Annotated in this window: 12 protein-coding genes; 5 read left to right on the top strand and 7 right to left on the bottom strand. The window is 61.8% G+C overall.

Annotated features, from left to right (window positions below; genetic code table 11):
- Positions 1 to 72: 72 nt before the first annotated feature.
- Positions 73 to 3,966 (bottom strand): phosphoribosylformylglycinamidine synthase, encoded by a 3,894-nt coding sequence (gene purL / locus HMPREF3138_RS00165; protein WP_170310540.1) that lies wholly within the window; start codon positions 3,964 to 3,966, stop codon positions 73 to 75.
- 274 nt (positions 3,967 to 4,240) lie between these two features.
- On the opposite strand from purL, the gene mltF reads away from it, so the two are divergent.
- A complete protein-coding gene (mltF, locus tag HMPREF3138_RS00160; RefSeq protein ID WP_033644113.1) occupies positions 4,241 to 5,701 on the top strand; it encodes a membrane-bound lytic murein transglycosylase MltF in 1,461 nt (486 codons plus the stop codon).
- Here mltF and tadA read toward each other — a convergent pair whose 3' ends face one another.
- The gene (gene tadA, locus HMPREF3138_RS00155; protein WP_015378796.1) at positions 5,702 to 6,208 is read right to left on the bottom strand and encodes a tRNA adenosine(34) deaminase TadA; all 507 of its coding nucleotides are present in this window, start codon (positions 6,206 to 6,208) and stop codon (positions 5,702 to 5,704) included. It lies immediately after the preceding gene.
- 117 nt (positions 6,209 to 6,325) lie between these two features.
- On the opposite strand from tadA, the gene HMPREF3138_RS00150 reads away from it, so the two are divergent.
- Entirely contained in the window at positions 6,326 to 7,378 is a 1,053-nt protein-coding gene (locus HMPREF3138_RS00150; protein WP_038870858.1) for a DUF2157 domain-containing protein, read from the top strand.
- 51 nt (positions 7,379 to 7,429) lie between these two features.
- On the opposite strand, the gene yfhb is transcribed toward HMPREF3138_RS00150, so the two are convergent.
- Genes yfhb through murQ form a run of 3 tightly spaced genes read right to left on the bottom strand, consistent with a single transcriptional unit; the run spans position 7,430 to position 10,369 of the window.
- The gene (yfhb, locus tag HMPREF3138_RS00145) at positions 7,430 to 8,086 is read right to left on the bottom strand and encodes a phosphatidylglycerophosphatase C (protein WP_038870856.1); all 657 of its coding nucleotides are present in this window, start codon (positions 8,084 to 8,086) and stop codon (positions 7,430 to 7,432) included.
- A gap of 3 nt (positions 8,087 to 8,089) precedes the next feature.
- Positions 8,090 to 9,457, bottom strand: a complete 1,368-nt coding sequence (locus HMPREF3138_RS00140) for a PTS transporter subunit EIIC (RefSeq protein WP_038870853.1) — start codon at positions 9,455 to 9,457, stop codon at positions 8,090 to 8,092.
- 18 nt (positions 9,458 to 9,475) lie between these two features.
- On the bottom strand, positions 9,476 to 10,369 hold the full coding sequence (murQ, locus tag HMPREF3138_RS00135; RefSeq protein ID WP_038870850.1) for an N-acetylmuramic acid 6-phosphate etherase: 894 nt from the start codon (positions 10,367 to 10,369) through the stop codon (positions 9,476 to 9,478).
- A 167-nt stretch (positions 10,370 to 10,536) separates the two neighbouring features.
- On the opposite strand from murQ, the gene HMPREF3138_RS00130 reads away from it, so the two are divergent.
- From HMPREF3138_RS00130 to HMPREF3138_RS00120, 3 genes are all read left to right on the top strand, one after another.
- Entirely contained in the window at positions 10,537 to 11,385 is an 849-nt protein-coding gene (locus HMPREF3138_RS00130; protein WP_033654299.1) for a MurR/RpiR family transcriptional regulator, read from the top strand.
- A 143-nt stretch (positions 11,386 to 11,528) separates the two neighbouring features.
- On the top strand, positions 11,529 to 13,067 hold the full coding sequence (locus HMPREF3138_RS24925) for a phosphoethanolamine transferase (RefSeq protein WP_190272378.1): 1,539 nt from the start codon (positions 11,529 to 11,531) through the stop codon (positions 13,065 to 13,067).
- A gap of 91 nt (positions 13,068 to 13,158) precedes the next feature.
- Entirely contained in the window at positions 13,159 to 13,419 is a 261-nt protein-coding gene (locus HMPREF3138_RS00120) for a YfhL family 4Fe-4S dicluster ferredoxin (protein ID WP_033635622.1), read from the top strand.
- A 45-nt stretch (positions 13,420 to 13,464) separates the two neighbouring features.
- Here HMPREF3138_RS00120 and acpS read toward each other — a convergent pair whose 3' ends face one another.
- Together acpS and pdxJ are read right to left on the bottom strand one after the other, a co-directional pair.
- Positions 13,465 to 13,845 carry a holo-ACP synthase gene (gene acpS / locus HMPREF3138_RS00115; protein ID WP_019452319.1) on the bottom strand — a complete coding sequence of 127 codons (381 nt, stop codon included), beginning with the start codon at positions 13,843 to 13,845 and terminating at the stop codon, positions 13,465 to 13,467.
- On the bottom strand, positions 13,845 to 14,576 hold the full coding sequence (gene pdxJ, locus HMPREF3138_RS00110; protein ID WP_038870846.1) for a pyridoxine 5'-phosphate synthase: 732 nt from the start codon (positions 14,574 to 14,576) through the stop codon (positions 13,845 to 13,847). Before pdxJ ends, acpS begins: the two co-directional genes overlap by 1 nt.
- Positions 14,577 to 14,581 lie beyond the last annotated feature (5 nt).

Below are 14,581 nucleotides of genomic sequence, written 5' to 3'. Positions count from 1 at the left end.
TCCCCGGTAAAGCGCGATGAACCATAAAAAAGGGCGCAATTGCTTGCGCCCTGTGTACGGTGGTGGCCGTATTTAGCCCAGTTGCTTACGGGCGTTGCGGAACATGCGCATCCACGGGCTGTCCTCGCCCCACTCTTCCGGGTGCCAGGAGTTGCTGACCGTTCGGAACACGCGTTCCGGGTGCGGCATCATTACCGTGGCACGCCCGCTGGCGCTGGTCACGGCGGTAATGCCGTTCGGCGATCCGTTCGGGTTAGCCGGGTAAGTTTCCGTTACCTGACCGGCGTTGTTGACGAAACGCAGCGCCACCAGGCCATGGCTTTCCAACGCCGCCAGATGCGCCGCATCGCGCACTTCGACATGCCCTTCACCGTGGGAAACGGCGATCGGCATGCGCGAGCCGGTCATGCCCTGCAGGAACAGCGACGGGCTGGCCGCCACTTCCACCAGGCTGAAGCGCGCCTCAAAGCGATCCGACAGGTTGCGCACGAAGCGCGGCCAGTGTTCGGCGCCCGGGATCAGCTCACGCAGGTTGGACATCATCTGGCAGCCGTTGCACACGCCCAGCGCCAGCGTCTGCGGACGGTGGAAGAACGCTTCGAACTCGTCGCGCACCCGCTCGTTGAACAAGATAGACTTCGCCCAACCTTCGCCGGCGCCCAGGACGTCGCCGTAAGAGAAGCCGCCGCAGGCCACCAGCGTGTGGAAGTCCTGTAGATCGCGGCGTCCTGCCAGCAGATCGCTCATGTGCACGTCCACCGCGTCAAAGCCGGCGCGGTGGAACGCCGCCGCCATTTCAACGTGGGAGTTCACCCCCTGCTCGCGCAGCACCGCCACTTTCGGGCGAGCGCCCTTGGCGATGTACGGCGCGGCGATGTCTTCCTCCGGTGCGAAGGTCAGCTTCACGTTCAGACCGGGATCTTGTTCATCCTGCTTGGCCTGATGTTCCTGATCGGCGCACGCCGGGTTGTCGCGCAGGCGCTGCATCTGCCAGGTGGTTTCCGCCCACCAGGTGCGCAGCGTATTGCGGCTTTCGCTGTACAGCGCCTTGCCGTGTTGGGTGATGACGAAACGATCGCCGGCCTGCACGCTGCCGATGTGATGCACGTTGTCGGTCAGTCCGTGCTGAGCGAACGCCTGCTTCACGTCGTCGAGACGTTCGGCGCTCACCTGGATCACCGCGCCCAGCTCTTCGTTGAACAGCACCGCCAGCGCATCGTCGCCGAGGCCGTCGAGATTGACGTCCACACCACAGTGACCGGCGAAGGCCATCTCCGCCAGCGTCACCAGCAGGCCGCCGTCGGCGCGGTCGTGGTAAGCCAGCAGCGCTTGCTCGGCCACCAGCTGCTGCATGGCGTTGAAGAAGCCCGCCAGCTGCGCAACGTTGCGCACGTCGGCCGGTTTGTCGCCCAGTTGGCGGTAAACCTGCGCCAGCGCGGTGGCACCCAGCGCGTTATGGCCGTTGCCCAGGTCGATCAACAGCAGCGCGCTGTCGCCCTTATCGGTGCGCAGCTGCGGCGTCACGGTGTGGCGCACGTCCTCCACGCGGGCGAAGGCGGTGATGACCAGCGACAGCGGCGACGTCATTTCGCGCTGTTCGTTGCCTTCCTGCCAGCGGGTTTTCATCGACATGGAGTCTTTGCCCACCGGGATGGTGATGCCCAGCGCCGGGCACAGCTCTTCGCCCACCGCTTTCACCGCTTCGTACAGCCCGGCGTCTTCGCCCGGGTGGCCAGCGGCGGCCATCCAGTTGGCGGACAGCTTCACGCGCTTCAGGCTGCCGATCTCGGTGGCAGCCAGGTTGGTCAGCGCTTCCCCGACCGCCAGGCGGCCGGAGGCGGCGAAGTCCAACAGCGCCACCGGCGCACGTTCGCCGAGCGACATCGCTTCGCCGTAGTAGCTGTCCAGGCTGGCGGTGGTGACCGCGCAGTCGGCCACCGGGATCTGCCACGGGCCGACCATCTGGTCACGCGCCACCATGCCGGTAACGGTGCGATCGCCGATGGTGATCAGGAAGGTTTTCTCCGCAACGGCCGGCAGATGCAGCACGCGTTTCACCGCGTCGGCCAGCGTGATGTTCTCACGCTGCACCGCCTGGCCACTTGCCTGCAGGCGGGTAACGTCGCGGGTCATTTTCGGCGTCTTGCCGAGCAGCACGTCCAGCGGCATGTCGATCGGCTGGTTGTCGAAGTGGCGGTCGTTCAGCGTCAGGTGCTGTTCTTCGGTCGCTTCGCCGATCACCGCATAAGGTGCGCGCTCGCGGCGGCAGATCTCGTCGAACTGCGCCATCTGTGCCGGGGCAATCGCCATCACGTAACGTTCCTGCGATTCGTTGCACCACACTTCCAGCGGGCTCATGCCCGGCTCGTCGTTGAGGATATCGCGCAGCTCGAAGCGGCCGCCGCGGCCGCCGTCGCTCACCAGCTCCGGCATGGCGTTGGACAGGCCGCCGGCGCCGACGTCATGGATAAACAGGATCGGGTTCTGGTCGCCCAGCTGCCAGCAGCGGTCGATCACTTCCTGACAGCGGCGCTCCATTTCCGGGTTGTCGCGCTGCACCGAAGCGAAGTCCAGATCGGCATCGGACTGGCCTGACGCCATCGACGAGGCCGCGCCGCCACCCAGGCCGATATTCATCGCCGGGCCGCCCAGCACCACCAGCTTGGCGCCGACGGTGATTTCCCCTTTCTGCACGTGATCGGCACGGATGTTGCCGATGCCGCCCGCCAGCATGATCGGTTTGTGATAGCCGCGCAGCTCAACGCCGTTGTGGCTGTTGACGCGCTCTTCATAGGTACGGAAGTAGCCCAGCAGCGCCGGACGACCGAATTCGTTGTTGAACGCCGCGCCGCCCAGCGGGCCTTCGGTCATGATATCCAGCGCGGTGACGATGCGTTCCGGCTTGCCGAAATCCTGCTCCCACGGCTGTTCAAAGCCGGGAATGCGCAGGTTGGACACCGAGAAGCCCACCAGGCCGGCTTTCGGCTTGGCGCCGCGGCCGGTAGCCCCCTCGTCGCGGATCTCGCCGCCGGAGCCGGTCGCGGCGCCCGGCCACGGCGAGATCGCCGTTGGGTGGTTGTGGGTTTCTACCTTCATCAGGATGTGCGCGTCTTCCTGATGGTAATCGTACTTGCCGTTCTCCGGCGCGGCGAAGAAGCGGCCGACCTGCGAGCCTTCCATCACCGCGGCGTTGTCTTTATACGCCGACAGCACGTAGTCCGGCGTCTGCTCATAGGTGTTCTTGATCATCTTGAACAGCGATTTAGGCTGCTGTTCGCCGTCGATGATCCAATCGGCGTTGAAAATCTTGTGGCGGCAGTGCTCGGAGTTGGCCTGTGCGAACATATAAAGTTCGATATCCGTCGGGTTGCGCCCCAAACCGGTAAAGGCATTCAGCAGGTAGTCGATCTCGTCCTGCGCCAGCGCCAGGCCGAGCCGGACGTTGGCCTGCTCCAGCGCGGTGCGCCCTGCGCCCAGCACGTCGACCGACTGATACGGCGCCGGCTGATGGTGCGCGAACAGCTGTTCGGCCTGTTGCAGTTCGCTGAAGACGGTTTCCATCATGCGATCGTGCAGCAGCGCGGCAAGCTGGCGCCACTGGGTTTCCGTCAGCTCGGGCGCCTTGACGTAGAACGCCAGGCCGCGCTCCAGGCGCAGCACCTGCTGCAGACCGCAGTTGTGGGCGATGTCGGTGGCTTTGGAAGACCAGGGAGAAATGGTGCCCGGACGCGGCGTGACCAGCAACAACCGGCCTTCGGGAGCGTGTTCGGCGAGAGAAGGACCGTACTTGAGCAGCCGCTGAAGTTTGGCGTGTTCTTCGGCACTGAGCGGTGCGCTAACATCGGCAAAGTGGACGTACTCGGCGTAGATATCACTGACGGGCAGGTGGGCGTCCTGGCAGCGGGACAGCAGTTTGGTAATGCGAAAAGCCGATAAAGCGGGCGAACCACGCAGAATTTCCATAATCAAAGTTCTCTCGTCTTCGAAGCGACGGATAAGACGCTTCATTGGGCGCAACAGGGGAAAACGCGCGCCATTATAGAGAATCCTCGCCGCCGACGAAACCGTTTGCGTAGGGATTATTGATAAAAGCGTGCCGCACCGTCGAATTGTCATAACGTGTCAATAAAGTTGCACACTGGCGTTTTGTTGCGCAAAATGCCCCCGCACTGGTGATTTAACCATGAGAAAAGTCGCGGTTGTCGTCGCCGGTGTACCTGTGCCACCACTGGATAACTATTTGAAACGTCTTAAAATAAACTACATCCTCATCGGCGTTGTCACCCTGCTTCTGGCTCTCGCGCTGTGGCCCAATATCACCTGGCGCAGCGGCCAGGGCGGGCAACTCCAGGAGATCATCTCCCGCGGCGAGTTGCGTATCAGCACGCTGAATTCACCGCTGACCTATTTCAACACCAAGCAAGGGCCGGGTGGGCTCGACTACGAACTGGCGAAGCGCTTCGCCAACTACCTCGGGGTGAAGCTGGTGGTGATCCCCCATCAGAACATCAATGACCTGTTCGACGATCTGGACGACGACGACGCCGACCTGCTGGCGGCCGGCCTTATCTACAACCAGGAGCGCCTCAGCCGCGCGCGCACCGGCCCGGCCTACTACTCCGTTTCCCAACAGCTGGTGTACCGGCTGGGCACCCCGAGGCCAAAAGGCTTCGCCGACATTAAAGGCAAGCTGGCGGTCGCCTCCGGTTCCGCGCACGTCAGCACGCTAAAGCAGCTCAAACAGGATAAATACCCGGATCTCGCCTGGGAGTCCTCCAGCGATCTCACCTCCAAAGAGCTGCTGGAGCGGGTGGCCGACGGCAAGCTGGACTACACCCTCGGCGATTCGGTGACCATCGCGCTGCTGCAGCGCATCCATCCGCAGCTGGCGGTGGCGTTCGACGTCACCGACGAAGAGCCGGTCACCTGGTATCTGAAACGCGACGGCGACGACAGCCTGTACGCGGCGATGCTGGACTTCTACAGCCAGATGGTGGACGACGGCACCCTGGCGCGGCTCGAAGAGAAATACCTCGGCCACGTCGGCAGCTTCGACTATGTGGACACCAAAACCTTCCTGTCGGCCATCGACTCGGTGCTGCCCAACTTCCGCCCGCTGTTCGAGAAGCACGCCAACGAGATCGACTGGAAGCTGCTGGCGGCCATCGCCTATCAGGAATCGCACTGGAATCCGCAGGCCACCTCACCCACCGGCGTGCGCGGCCTGATGATGCTGACCCGCGCCACCGCCGACGGCCTGGGGGTCAACGACCGCCTCGATCCGGAAGAGAGCATTCAGGGCGGCGCCCTTTACCTGCAACGGCTGATGGCCAAGGTGCCGGACAGCGTGCCGGAAGACGAGCGCATCTGGTTCTCGCTGGCGGCCTACAACATGGGCTGGGGCCACATGCTGGACGCGCGCAAGCTGACCAAGACGCAAAAAGGTAACCCCGACAGCTGGGTCGACGTCAAGCAGCGCCTGCCGATGCTCAGCCAGAAGCGCTACTACCCGCAGTTGACCTACGGCTATGCGCGCGGGCGTGAAGCCTACAACTATGTAGAGAACATCCGCCGCTACCAGGTCAGCCTGGTGGGCTATCTGCAGGAAAAAGAGAGAAAGGCGGCGCAAGCGGCCGCCGAGCAGGAGGCGTTGGGGAAAGGCTACCCGACGGTGATGCCGGAACTGGCGCTCAACTACTGATTATTCCGGCTTATCCGCCGCCCGCTGCGCCAGCCTGAGCGCTTTTTTCTGTTCACGGCGCAGACGGAAGAAATTGCTCAGGGTGGCGGCGCATTCGTCCGCCAGCACGCCCGAGACGATCTCCACCTGATGGTTCATGCCCGGATGGCGCAGAATGTCCACCAGTGAACCGGCCGCGCCGGTTTTCTCGTCGGCGGCACCATACACCAGCCGGCGGATACGGCTGTGCACCATCGCACCGGCGCACATCACGCAGGGCTCCAGCGTGACGTACAGCGTGGCGTTCAGCAAACGGTAGTTTTGCAGCACCGCGCCGCCCTGGCGCAGCGCCATGATCTCGGCGTGTGCGGTAGGATCGTGTCGGCCGATCGGGCGGTTCCAGCCCTCGCCGATGACCTGATTGTCCAGCACCAGCAGCGCACCCACCGGCACCTCGCCCTCTTCCTGCGCGCGCAGGGCCAGCTGCAATGCCTGACGCATCCAGTACTCATCGTTATATTCAGTCATCGCATAATTCCTCGTGCGCTTTTGCGGCGGGCATTATACACACTAGCCTCCCTTTGTCGTAGCCGCCCGCCAATGGCTATACTGGCCAAATCAGCGTGTGATTCAGGGACAAGAAGCATGAAACTCAGTAAAAAGAACGCGGTCGTGGTGCGCAAGGCGCTGGACGGCTGGGTGGGAGAAGGCGCCTTGACGGCCGAACAACGGCAGCAACTGCTGCAGCATGTGGCCGTGCAGCCTTTCGACTGGCGGCGGCTGGCGCGCTATGCGTTTCTCGCCGCGCTGGCCTCGCTGCTGATCGCCGTCACCAGCCTGTTCGCCGACAGCGCACTGCTTGAATGGCTGAGCGAACTGTTCCGCTTCGACGCGCCGGTGCGCATGGCGATCGCCGGCATACTGGCGGCGCTGGCCTACGTCTGGGCGCTGCGTCGCCGCCGGCACCACCCGGAAAAACGCTACGGCAATGAGGCCGCGCTGTTTGTCGCCGTGTTGCTTACCGCCTGCGCCTTATGGCAGCTGGGGGTCTGGCTGGATAACGGCAGCGGCCGGGTTTCCGTGCTGCTGCTGTTCGCCGCGCTGCTGTACGGCGCGATCGGCTGGTTCAGCCGCTCCGGGCTGGTGTGGTGGTTCGCCCTGCTGTCGCTCGGCAACGCCTTCGGCGCCGAGACCGGCTACCTGTCCGGCTGGGGCGCCTACTGGCTCGGCATGAGCTACCCGATTCGCTTTATCGCCTTTGGTGCGGTACTGATCGCCGCCGCGCTGCTGTTGCGGCCGCTGTTGGCGCAACGCGACCTGCAGCGGGTGTCGCTGGCGATGGGGCTGCTGTACCTGTTTATCGCCCTGTGGCTGCTGTCTATCTTCGGCAACTACGGCGATCTCGACAGCTGGTACAGCGCGCGCCAGATCGAGCTGTTCCACTGGAGCCTGCTGTTCGGGCTGGCTGCCCTCGCCGCCATCTGGCTGGGGTTGAAGCATGACGACGCCATGCTGCGCGGCTTCGGGCTGACCTTCCTCGGCATTAACCTTTATACCCGTCTGTTCGAGTTTTTCTGGGACAGCATACCGAAGGCGGTTTTCTTCGTGCTGCTCGGCCTGAGCCTGTGGGCACTGGGGCATTATGCGGAGAAGATTTGGCAGCTGGGGCGCAAGCCGCACGACGTGACCGACGACTGATCGCGCTGCAGATAGATAAAAGCAGAAAGGGCGGAATCTTCCGCCCTTGGTTTATTCCAGCTGCTGCAGCTCACCCTGCTTGCTTACCCGCCAGCGGTGCTCACAAAAGAACAGCAGCGGATTATCCTGCTTGCTGTCGCTGTAACCGCTGTACAGCTTCAGCGGCGCACCGAGCCGCTGCTCCAGCTGTACCACTTTCTGCGCTCCCAGGCAGCGCAGGGTCAAGACCCAGCCGCCGCAGCGGCGCGTGATGCGGCTGCCGATCAACCGTACCCGCGGCAGAAACGCCGAATCGCGATACACCTGCTCCACCAGCCGCTCCGGCGAGCCGGTAATCAGCCACACTTCGGCATCGTGCTCCTCCAGGTACTGCCGCAGCCGCATTTGCACCACCGGAAATGCGGTCACCTTCTGGCGAAAGACCTCGATAAACTGCCGCTCCAGCGCCTTGAGCTTCGCTTCGGAACGCCCGAAAGTGATCGCCCACAGCAGCAGGCTCATCGGCCAACGCGCGGCGCGCCCCAGCAGCAGCAGCGCCAGACCGATCGGCAGCAGCAGCGGTATCACCAACAACAGGTTCAGCGGTAAGCGGCGCAGCAGAAAACGCAAGAAACTGCCGAACATGTCCTCCTGATGCAGGGTGCCGTCCAGATCGAAAAAGACCACGCGGCGCCCCTCTGCGGCCGGTTGTTGCTGCTTGTCGCTCAAACGCTACTCCTCGGGATCGTTGAACCCCATCATCCAGGTGAAGAGAAAACCGGCGATAATCGTAATCAGCATCCCCGCCAGATACAACATCACCTTACCTGAGACGATGGTCAACGCCAAAGGCAGCCCCGAAATGCCGAAGGTGATCACCGTCGCCACCTTCCAGTAGCTGATAAGCGCTCCGCCGACCGCACCGCCGAGGCAGGCGCCGATAAACGGCCGGCCCAGTGGCAGCGTCACCCCGAAGATCAGCGGCTCGCCGATGCCGAGAATGCCGACCGGCAACGCCCCTTTGATCACCTTTTTCAGCCGCGCATTGCGGGTTTTCAACAGCACCGCCAGCGCCGCCCCCACCTGCCCGACGCCGGCCATCGCCAGGATCGGCAGCAGCGGGTTGGAACCGTGCGCCTGCACCAGCTCGACGTGGATCGGTACCAGCCCCTGATGCAGACCGGAGAGCACCAGCGGCAGGAACAGCCCCGAGAGCAGCGCTCCCACCAGCAGCCCGCCCTTGTCGATCGCCAAATTGGCGCCGTGGGCGATGGCGTCGGAGATAATGCCGCCGATCGGCTGCAGAATCAGGATCGCCAGCGAGGCGGTGACCAGCGTGGTCAGCAGTGGGTTAAGGATCAGTTCGACCGACTCCGGCAGCAGCGTGCGCAGGCGTTTCTCCACCCAGCACATCAACGCCACCACCAGCAGCACGGCGATCACCCCGCCGCGCCCCGGCTGCAACGCCTCGCCGAACAACGTGATCTGCGCCAGCGCCGGGCTGGAGAGAATGCCGGCCATGACGCCGCCCATCGCCTGAGAGCCGCCGAATACCCGCGCGGCGTTGACCCCGACCAAAATGTTCATGATGGCGAACACCGCGCTGCCGAAGATCGCCAACAGCCCCAGCACGTTCGGGTAGTCCACCGCCAGCTGGCCGGCGATGTCGGGCCGTTTCAGCAGGTTGATGATGCCGGTGATCAGGCCCGAGGCGATAAACGCCGGGATCAACGGAATAAAGACATCGGCCAGTTTTTTCAGCGCGCCGCTCATCGGCGCAGCGTATTTTTGCTTGGCCTGCACCTTGGTGCGGGCCGCGTCACCGACGGCGACGACGGGCTGCGCGCTACCGCCCAGCAATTCGCGCATGGCGTCCACCACCTTGGCGGCGGCGCCTGGGCCGACGATAAACTGATGCTGCTCACCCTGTTTGATATAGCCCTTCACGCCGGGCAGCTGCCTGAGGGCGGCCAGATCCAGGCGCTGCTCGTCGCTGACCTCGACGCGCACCCGCGTCATGCAGTTCTCCAGTTTAAGGATATTACCCTCGCCCCCCACGCCCGCCAGGATCTGTGTCGCCAATGCCGTTGTCTTGTCCATCGCCGCCCCCACCGTGAATTAACGCGCCAGCGCCGCGCGCAGGTAGCCGTCGTGCCGCTGCAGCCGCTGCTGCGCCTCTTCAGCGCTGACGCCGGCTAAAATCATCAGGATCGCCGGTTTGACTTCGAAGCCGGTCTGCGCCAGCGCTGCCTCCGCCTGAGCGCGTTCGGCGCCGGTCGCCTCCACCACGATGCGGCAAGCGCGATCCACCAGTTTGACGTTGGTGGCCTTCACGTCCACCATCAGGTTCTGGTAAACCTTGCCCAGCTTGACCATCGCGCCGGTCGACAGCATGTTGAGCACCAGCTTCTGCGCAGAGCCGGATTTCAGGCGCGTCGAGCCGGTCAGGGCCTCCGGCCCCACCACCGGCGAGATCGCCACCTGCGCTTCGTGCGCGATCGGCGAATCCGGGTTGCAGGAGATGGCCGCCGTCGGGCAGCCCAGCCCGCGCGCATAGCGCAGTGCGCCAATCACATAAGGCGTGCGCCCGGAGGCCGCCAACCCCACCACCATATCGACGGCGGTGAGGTTCAGCGCCCGGAGATCGGCTTCGCCCAAAGCTTCGTCGTCTTCCGCCCCTTCCACCGCTTTAAGCAACGCGCCCGGCCCGCCGGCGATCAGCCCCACCACCACGCCGTGCGGCACGCCGAAGGTCGGCGGGCACTCGGAGGCATCCAGCACGCCCAGGCGGCCGCTGGTGCCGGCGCCCAAATAAATCAGCCGCCCACCGGCCTTCAACGCCGCCGCGGCCAAATCGACCGCCTGCGCGATCGCCGGCAGCACCTTTTCGATCGCCTCCGGCACCTTGCGGTCTTCCTGGTTAAAGCAGCGGACCATCTCCAGCGTCGACATCTCATCCAGCCCCATGGTGGCCGGGTTGCGGGTTTCCGATACCAGTGCGCCTAAGTTCATCTGTTCACCTTTGAATTTTTAATTCACAAAATTAAATCAATATTTGAATATTTTATTCAACAAAGCGAGCGCTATTTGCTATTTTAACGGCGAGCTCACAAAAATTTTCACCGCGCGTTTTCGCCGCCTGCATGGCAAAATGGCCGCTGGTTTCCAGGGAAAGATCAATGAGTACCCTTCTGCGCATTCGCCAGATGTATCCGACACTGGCGCAAAACGACCGCAAGCTGGCGGATTTTTTGCTGAACAACGCCGAGCAGGCACGCCATCTCAGCTCGCAAAAGCTGGCACAGCTGGCCGGCATCAGCCAGTCGAGCGTGGTGAAGTTCGCCCAAAAGCTGGGCTATAAAGGTTTCCCGGCGCTGAAGCTGGCGCTGAGCGAGACGCTGGCCCAGCCGCAGGCCGAACCGGTAGTGACCGTTCACAACCACATCCTCAGCAGCGACACGCTGAAAACCGTCGGTGAAAAGCTATTGGCGGAAAAGCAGGCGGCGCTGCGCGCGACGCTGGACATCAACAGCGAAGAGCGACTGCATCAGGCGCTGGACATGCTGCGCCAGGCGCGCCGGGTGATGCTGATCGGCATCGGCGCTTCCGGGCTGGTGGCCAAGGATTTTTCCTTCAAGCTGCTGAAAATCGGCGTGATGGCGGTGGCCGAGGCGGACATGCACGTTCAGCTGGCGGCGGTGCAGGCGCTGGACAAACGCGATCTGCTGCTGGCTATCTCCTTCAGCGGCGAACGGCGTGAAATCAATCTGGCGGCGGAAGAGGCGCGCCAGGCCGGCGCCAGGGTGTTGGCGCTGACCAGCTTCTCTCCCAACGGCCTGCAGCAGCGCGCGGATCACTGCCTCTACACCATCGCCGAAGAGCCCCACACCCGCAGCGCGGCCATCTCTTCCAGCACGGCCCAGTACGCTCTCACCGATCTGCTGTTTATGGCGCTGATTCAACACGATCTCGATCATGCCCGCGACCGCATCAAGCACAGCGAACAGTTAATGAAAAAGTTGGTTTGAGGCGTATAATGGCGGCCGATAAAACGCCGCCAGCTCAATTATTTTCCTTCTCTGCATTCGAAAAATAATGTGCGGACGGTGACTCGCTCAATTATCGATCAATAATTGAGCATGCATGGACAGCATTATTTAACGATACCATTATGAATACACACACTGTTATTTTAGATAAGTTGCGGCACTCCGTGGCTCACCCGACCCTGCGCACTTTTTTATTTTACGCCATTATTGCTTTGATATTGATCAAAGCGATGGGATACAGCGGTGGAAAAGGCATTGATATTCTTTTTATTGCACTTATCTTGTTATTATTATCTATCCATTCGCTTACCCGTTACGGCCTGATTATTCCGTTTATTCTGCTGTGCGCGCTGTATGCGCCGGTCGGGGCCATATACGGTTCCCCATCAGCCGTCGTGGTGTCAGCCCTGCTGCAATCCAACCCGATAGAGGCAAGGGAGTTTTTGCAAACCCTCCCGGTCAGCTGTTATCTGTTGCCTATCGCCATTCTGGTTACGCCGGTCATTCTCGGTCGATTTATTTGGCGATACCCCCTGTCAAAGAAAACAATATTGACCGCATTGGCCCTGCTTACGGTGATTATTATCGTCAGAGCATTCAGCGGTGGGGTGAGTAATCTTAGATTGTCTAACTTCTTTTTATCCACTTATTCGGCTTACCATCAATACCAACAGCAGATTGATGAATTAAACACCGACGTTTCAGCACCAAACCGCTGGTCGCTTTCCGCCGGCGCACCAACGAATGAGAACTATGTCATTATCGTCGGCGAAAGTATGCGCAGGGATCATATGTCCTTATTTGGTTATCCGGTGTCCACTACACCGTTTCTGGATAATGCCAAGGGACGGTTTTACAGTAATTATATTTCCACCGCGCCGAATACGTTCGAATCGCTCCCCCGCACGCTGGCTTTAAGCAACGGCCACAGCATTGCCCTCGGAGATAATATCATCACCCTGGCAAAAGCCGCCGGCCTCAATACCCACTGGCTGTCCAATCAGGGCCTGTTCGGGCAATTCGATACGCCGGTATCAAAAATCGCCATGTTCAGCGATAACCATTACTTCCTGAAGAAAGGCGACTATCAATCGCGCAACACCGATGATGATGCACTGCTGCCGATATTTGACCAATTATTGAGCCGCCAGGGGCAAGGCAACCTGTATGTGCTGCATCTGATGGGCTCGCACGCCGACTTTTGCGAGCGGCTTAACGGCGAACCGCCGAGCGTCGAGTCGCCGAATAAGGAGCTGGCCTGCTACCTCTCTACCTATCGCAAGACTGATCGTTTTATCGAGCAGGTTTATCAAAGTCTGAAACAGACCGGCGCGCCGTTTAAACTGTTCTATTTCTCCGATCACGGTCTTTCCCATAAGGATATCGGCGGCATACGTTCTCTGCGTCACAGCGGCGATACCCGGCAGAATTACCAGGTGCCGTTGCTGGTGCTGAGCGATCGCGACCAACAGCACCAGATCATTGATGATCCCTTGAGCGCGTTCGATTTTATCGGGTTGTTTGCTCAAGAGGCGGGAATACGGGTTGCCCATCCGGAGGTGATGCCTACGATGGCGGATACCGATAAGCGCTGGGTGTTTGACGGGCAGAGAAGGGTTGATTTCGATCAGTTGGCTGACGACCCACCTGAGTTACCCTAAGCGGTAAGATGACGAAAAACCGCCCGCCGCGCGGCGATTCTATGATAGATTGCGCGCCAGCCCGAGCACACCGATGGAAAGATAACTGACAATGGCACTGCTGATTACCAAGAAATGCATCAACTGCGACATGTGCGAGCCGGAATGCCCGAACCAGGCGATTTCGATGGGCGATGAGATTTATCAGATCGATACCGATCGCTGCACCGAGTGCGTCGGCCATTATGATACGCCGACCTGCCAGCAGGTTTGCCCGATCGACAACACCATCATCACCGATCCGCAGCATCGCGAGACCAACGAACAGCTGTGGGACAAGTTTGTGGTGCTGCACCACGCCGATCGCATTTAATCCGCCGCAGGACTGACAAGGGCGCCACAGGCGCCCTTTCTATTTTCAACTTTCGACGATCACCGTCGCGCAGGCATAGCGCCGTTCGTCGGCCAGCGAAACGTGGATCGCGGCGACCCCCATTTCCCCGGCGAGCTCGGCGGCACGGCCGTGCAAACGAATATTCGGCTTGCCCAACGCATCGTTGAACACTTCGAACTGATTGAACGCCAGGCCGTTGCGAATGCCGGTGCCGAACGCCTTGGCGGCGGCCTCTTTCACGGCGAAACGCTTGGCCAGAAAGCGAATCGGCTGCTGGTGCTGCTGATACAGCGCCCACTCGGCGTCGCTCAGCACGCGGCGCGCCAGACGATCGCCGCTGCGCTCCACCACCGCTTCGATACGCGCCATCTCAACGATGTCGGTACCCAGCCCGAGCACCGCCATTACCGGCGCGCTTCCCGCATCAGCACTTTCATGTCGGCAACCGCGGCCGGCAGCCCGCACATCACCGCCTGGCCGATAATCGCATGGCCGATGTTCAGCTCGTGCATTTCCGGCAGCGCGGCAATCGGCTGCACGTTGTGGTAGGTCAGGCCGTGGCCGGCGTTGACCTTCAGCCCCTTCTTGGCCGCGTAGGCGGCGGCTACCGCGATGCGGCGCAGCTCGGCCTGTACCGCCAGCTCGCCCTGCGCTTCGGCGTAGGCACCGGTGTGGATCTCGATATAGGGTGCGCCCACCGCCACCGCCGCGTCGATCTGGCGATGATCGGGATCGATGAACAGCGAGACCAAAATGCCCGCCTGCGCCAGGCGTTCAACCGCCACGCTCATTTTGTCCAGCTGGCCGGCGACGTCCAGGCCGCCTTCGGTGGTCACTTCTTCACGTTTTTCCGGCACCAGGCAGCAGAAGTGCGGCTTCAGCTCAATGGCGATGTCCAGCATCTCGTCGGTCACCGCCATCTCCAGATTCATGCGCGTCTGGATGGTCTGGCGCAGCAGGCGCACGTCGCGGTCGGTGATGTGGCGGCGATCTTCGCGCAGATGCACGGTAATGCCGTCGGCCCCCGCCTGTTCGGCAATGAATGCCGCCTGAACCGGATCCGGGTATTGGGTTCCGCGCGCGTTACGTAACGTGGCGATGTGATCGATATTGACGCCCAGCAGCAAATCAGCCATGACAA

Source organism: Serratia sp. HMSC15F11, from assembly GCF_001808215.1.
GTDB classification, from domain to species: Bacteria; Pseudomonadota; Gammaproteobacteria; order Enterobacterales; family Enterobacteriaceae; genus Serratia; species Serratia nevei.
This window is presented reverse-complemented; position numbering and strand designations above follow the sequence as displayed.

Coding starts and splice junctions, on each gene's coding strand:
- HMPREF3138_RS24925 (WP_190272378.1), top strand. CDS start 11,529: ATGAATACACACACTGTTATTTTAGATAAGTTGCGGCACTCCGTGGCT.
- HMPREF3138_RS00140 (WP_038870853.1), bottom strand. CDS start 9,457: ATGGACAAGACAACGGCATTGGCGACACAGATCCTGGCGGGCGTGGGG.
- HMPREF3138_RS00130 (WP_033654299.1), top strand. CDS start 10,537: ATGAGTACCCTTCTGCGCATTCGCCAGATGTATCCGACACTGGCGCAA.
- HMPREF3138_RS00120 (WP_033635622.1), top strand. CDS start 13,159: ATGGCACTGCTGATTACCAAGAAATGCATCAACTGCGACATGTGCGAG.
- acpS (WP_019452319.1), bottom strand. CDS start 13,845: ATGGCGGTGCTCGGGCTGGGTACCGACATCGTTGAGATGGCGCGTATC.
- HMPREF3138_RS00150 (WP_038870858.1), top strand. CDS start 6,326: ATGAAACTCAGTAAAAAGAACGCGGTCGTGGTGCGCAAGGCGCTGGAC.
- murQ (WP_038870850.1), bottom strand. CDS start 10,369: ATGAACTTAGGCGCACTGGTATCGGAAACCCGCAACCCGGCCACCATG.
- tadA (WP_015378796.1), bottom strand. CDS start 6,208: ATGACTGAATATAACGATGAGTACTGGATGCGTCAGGCATTGCAGCTG.
- pdxJ (WP_038870846.1), bottom strand. CDS start 14,576: ATGGCTGATTTGCTGCTGGGCGTCAATATCGATCACATCGCCACGTTA.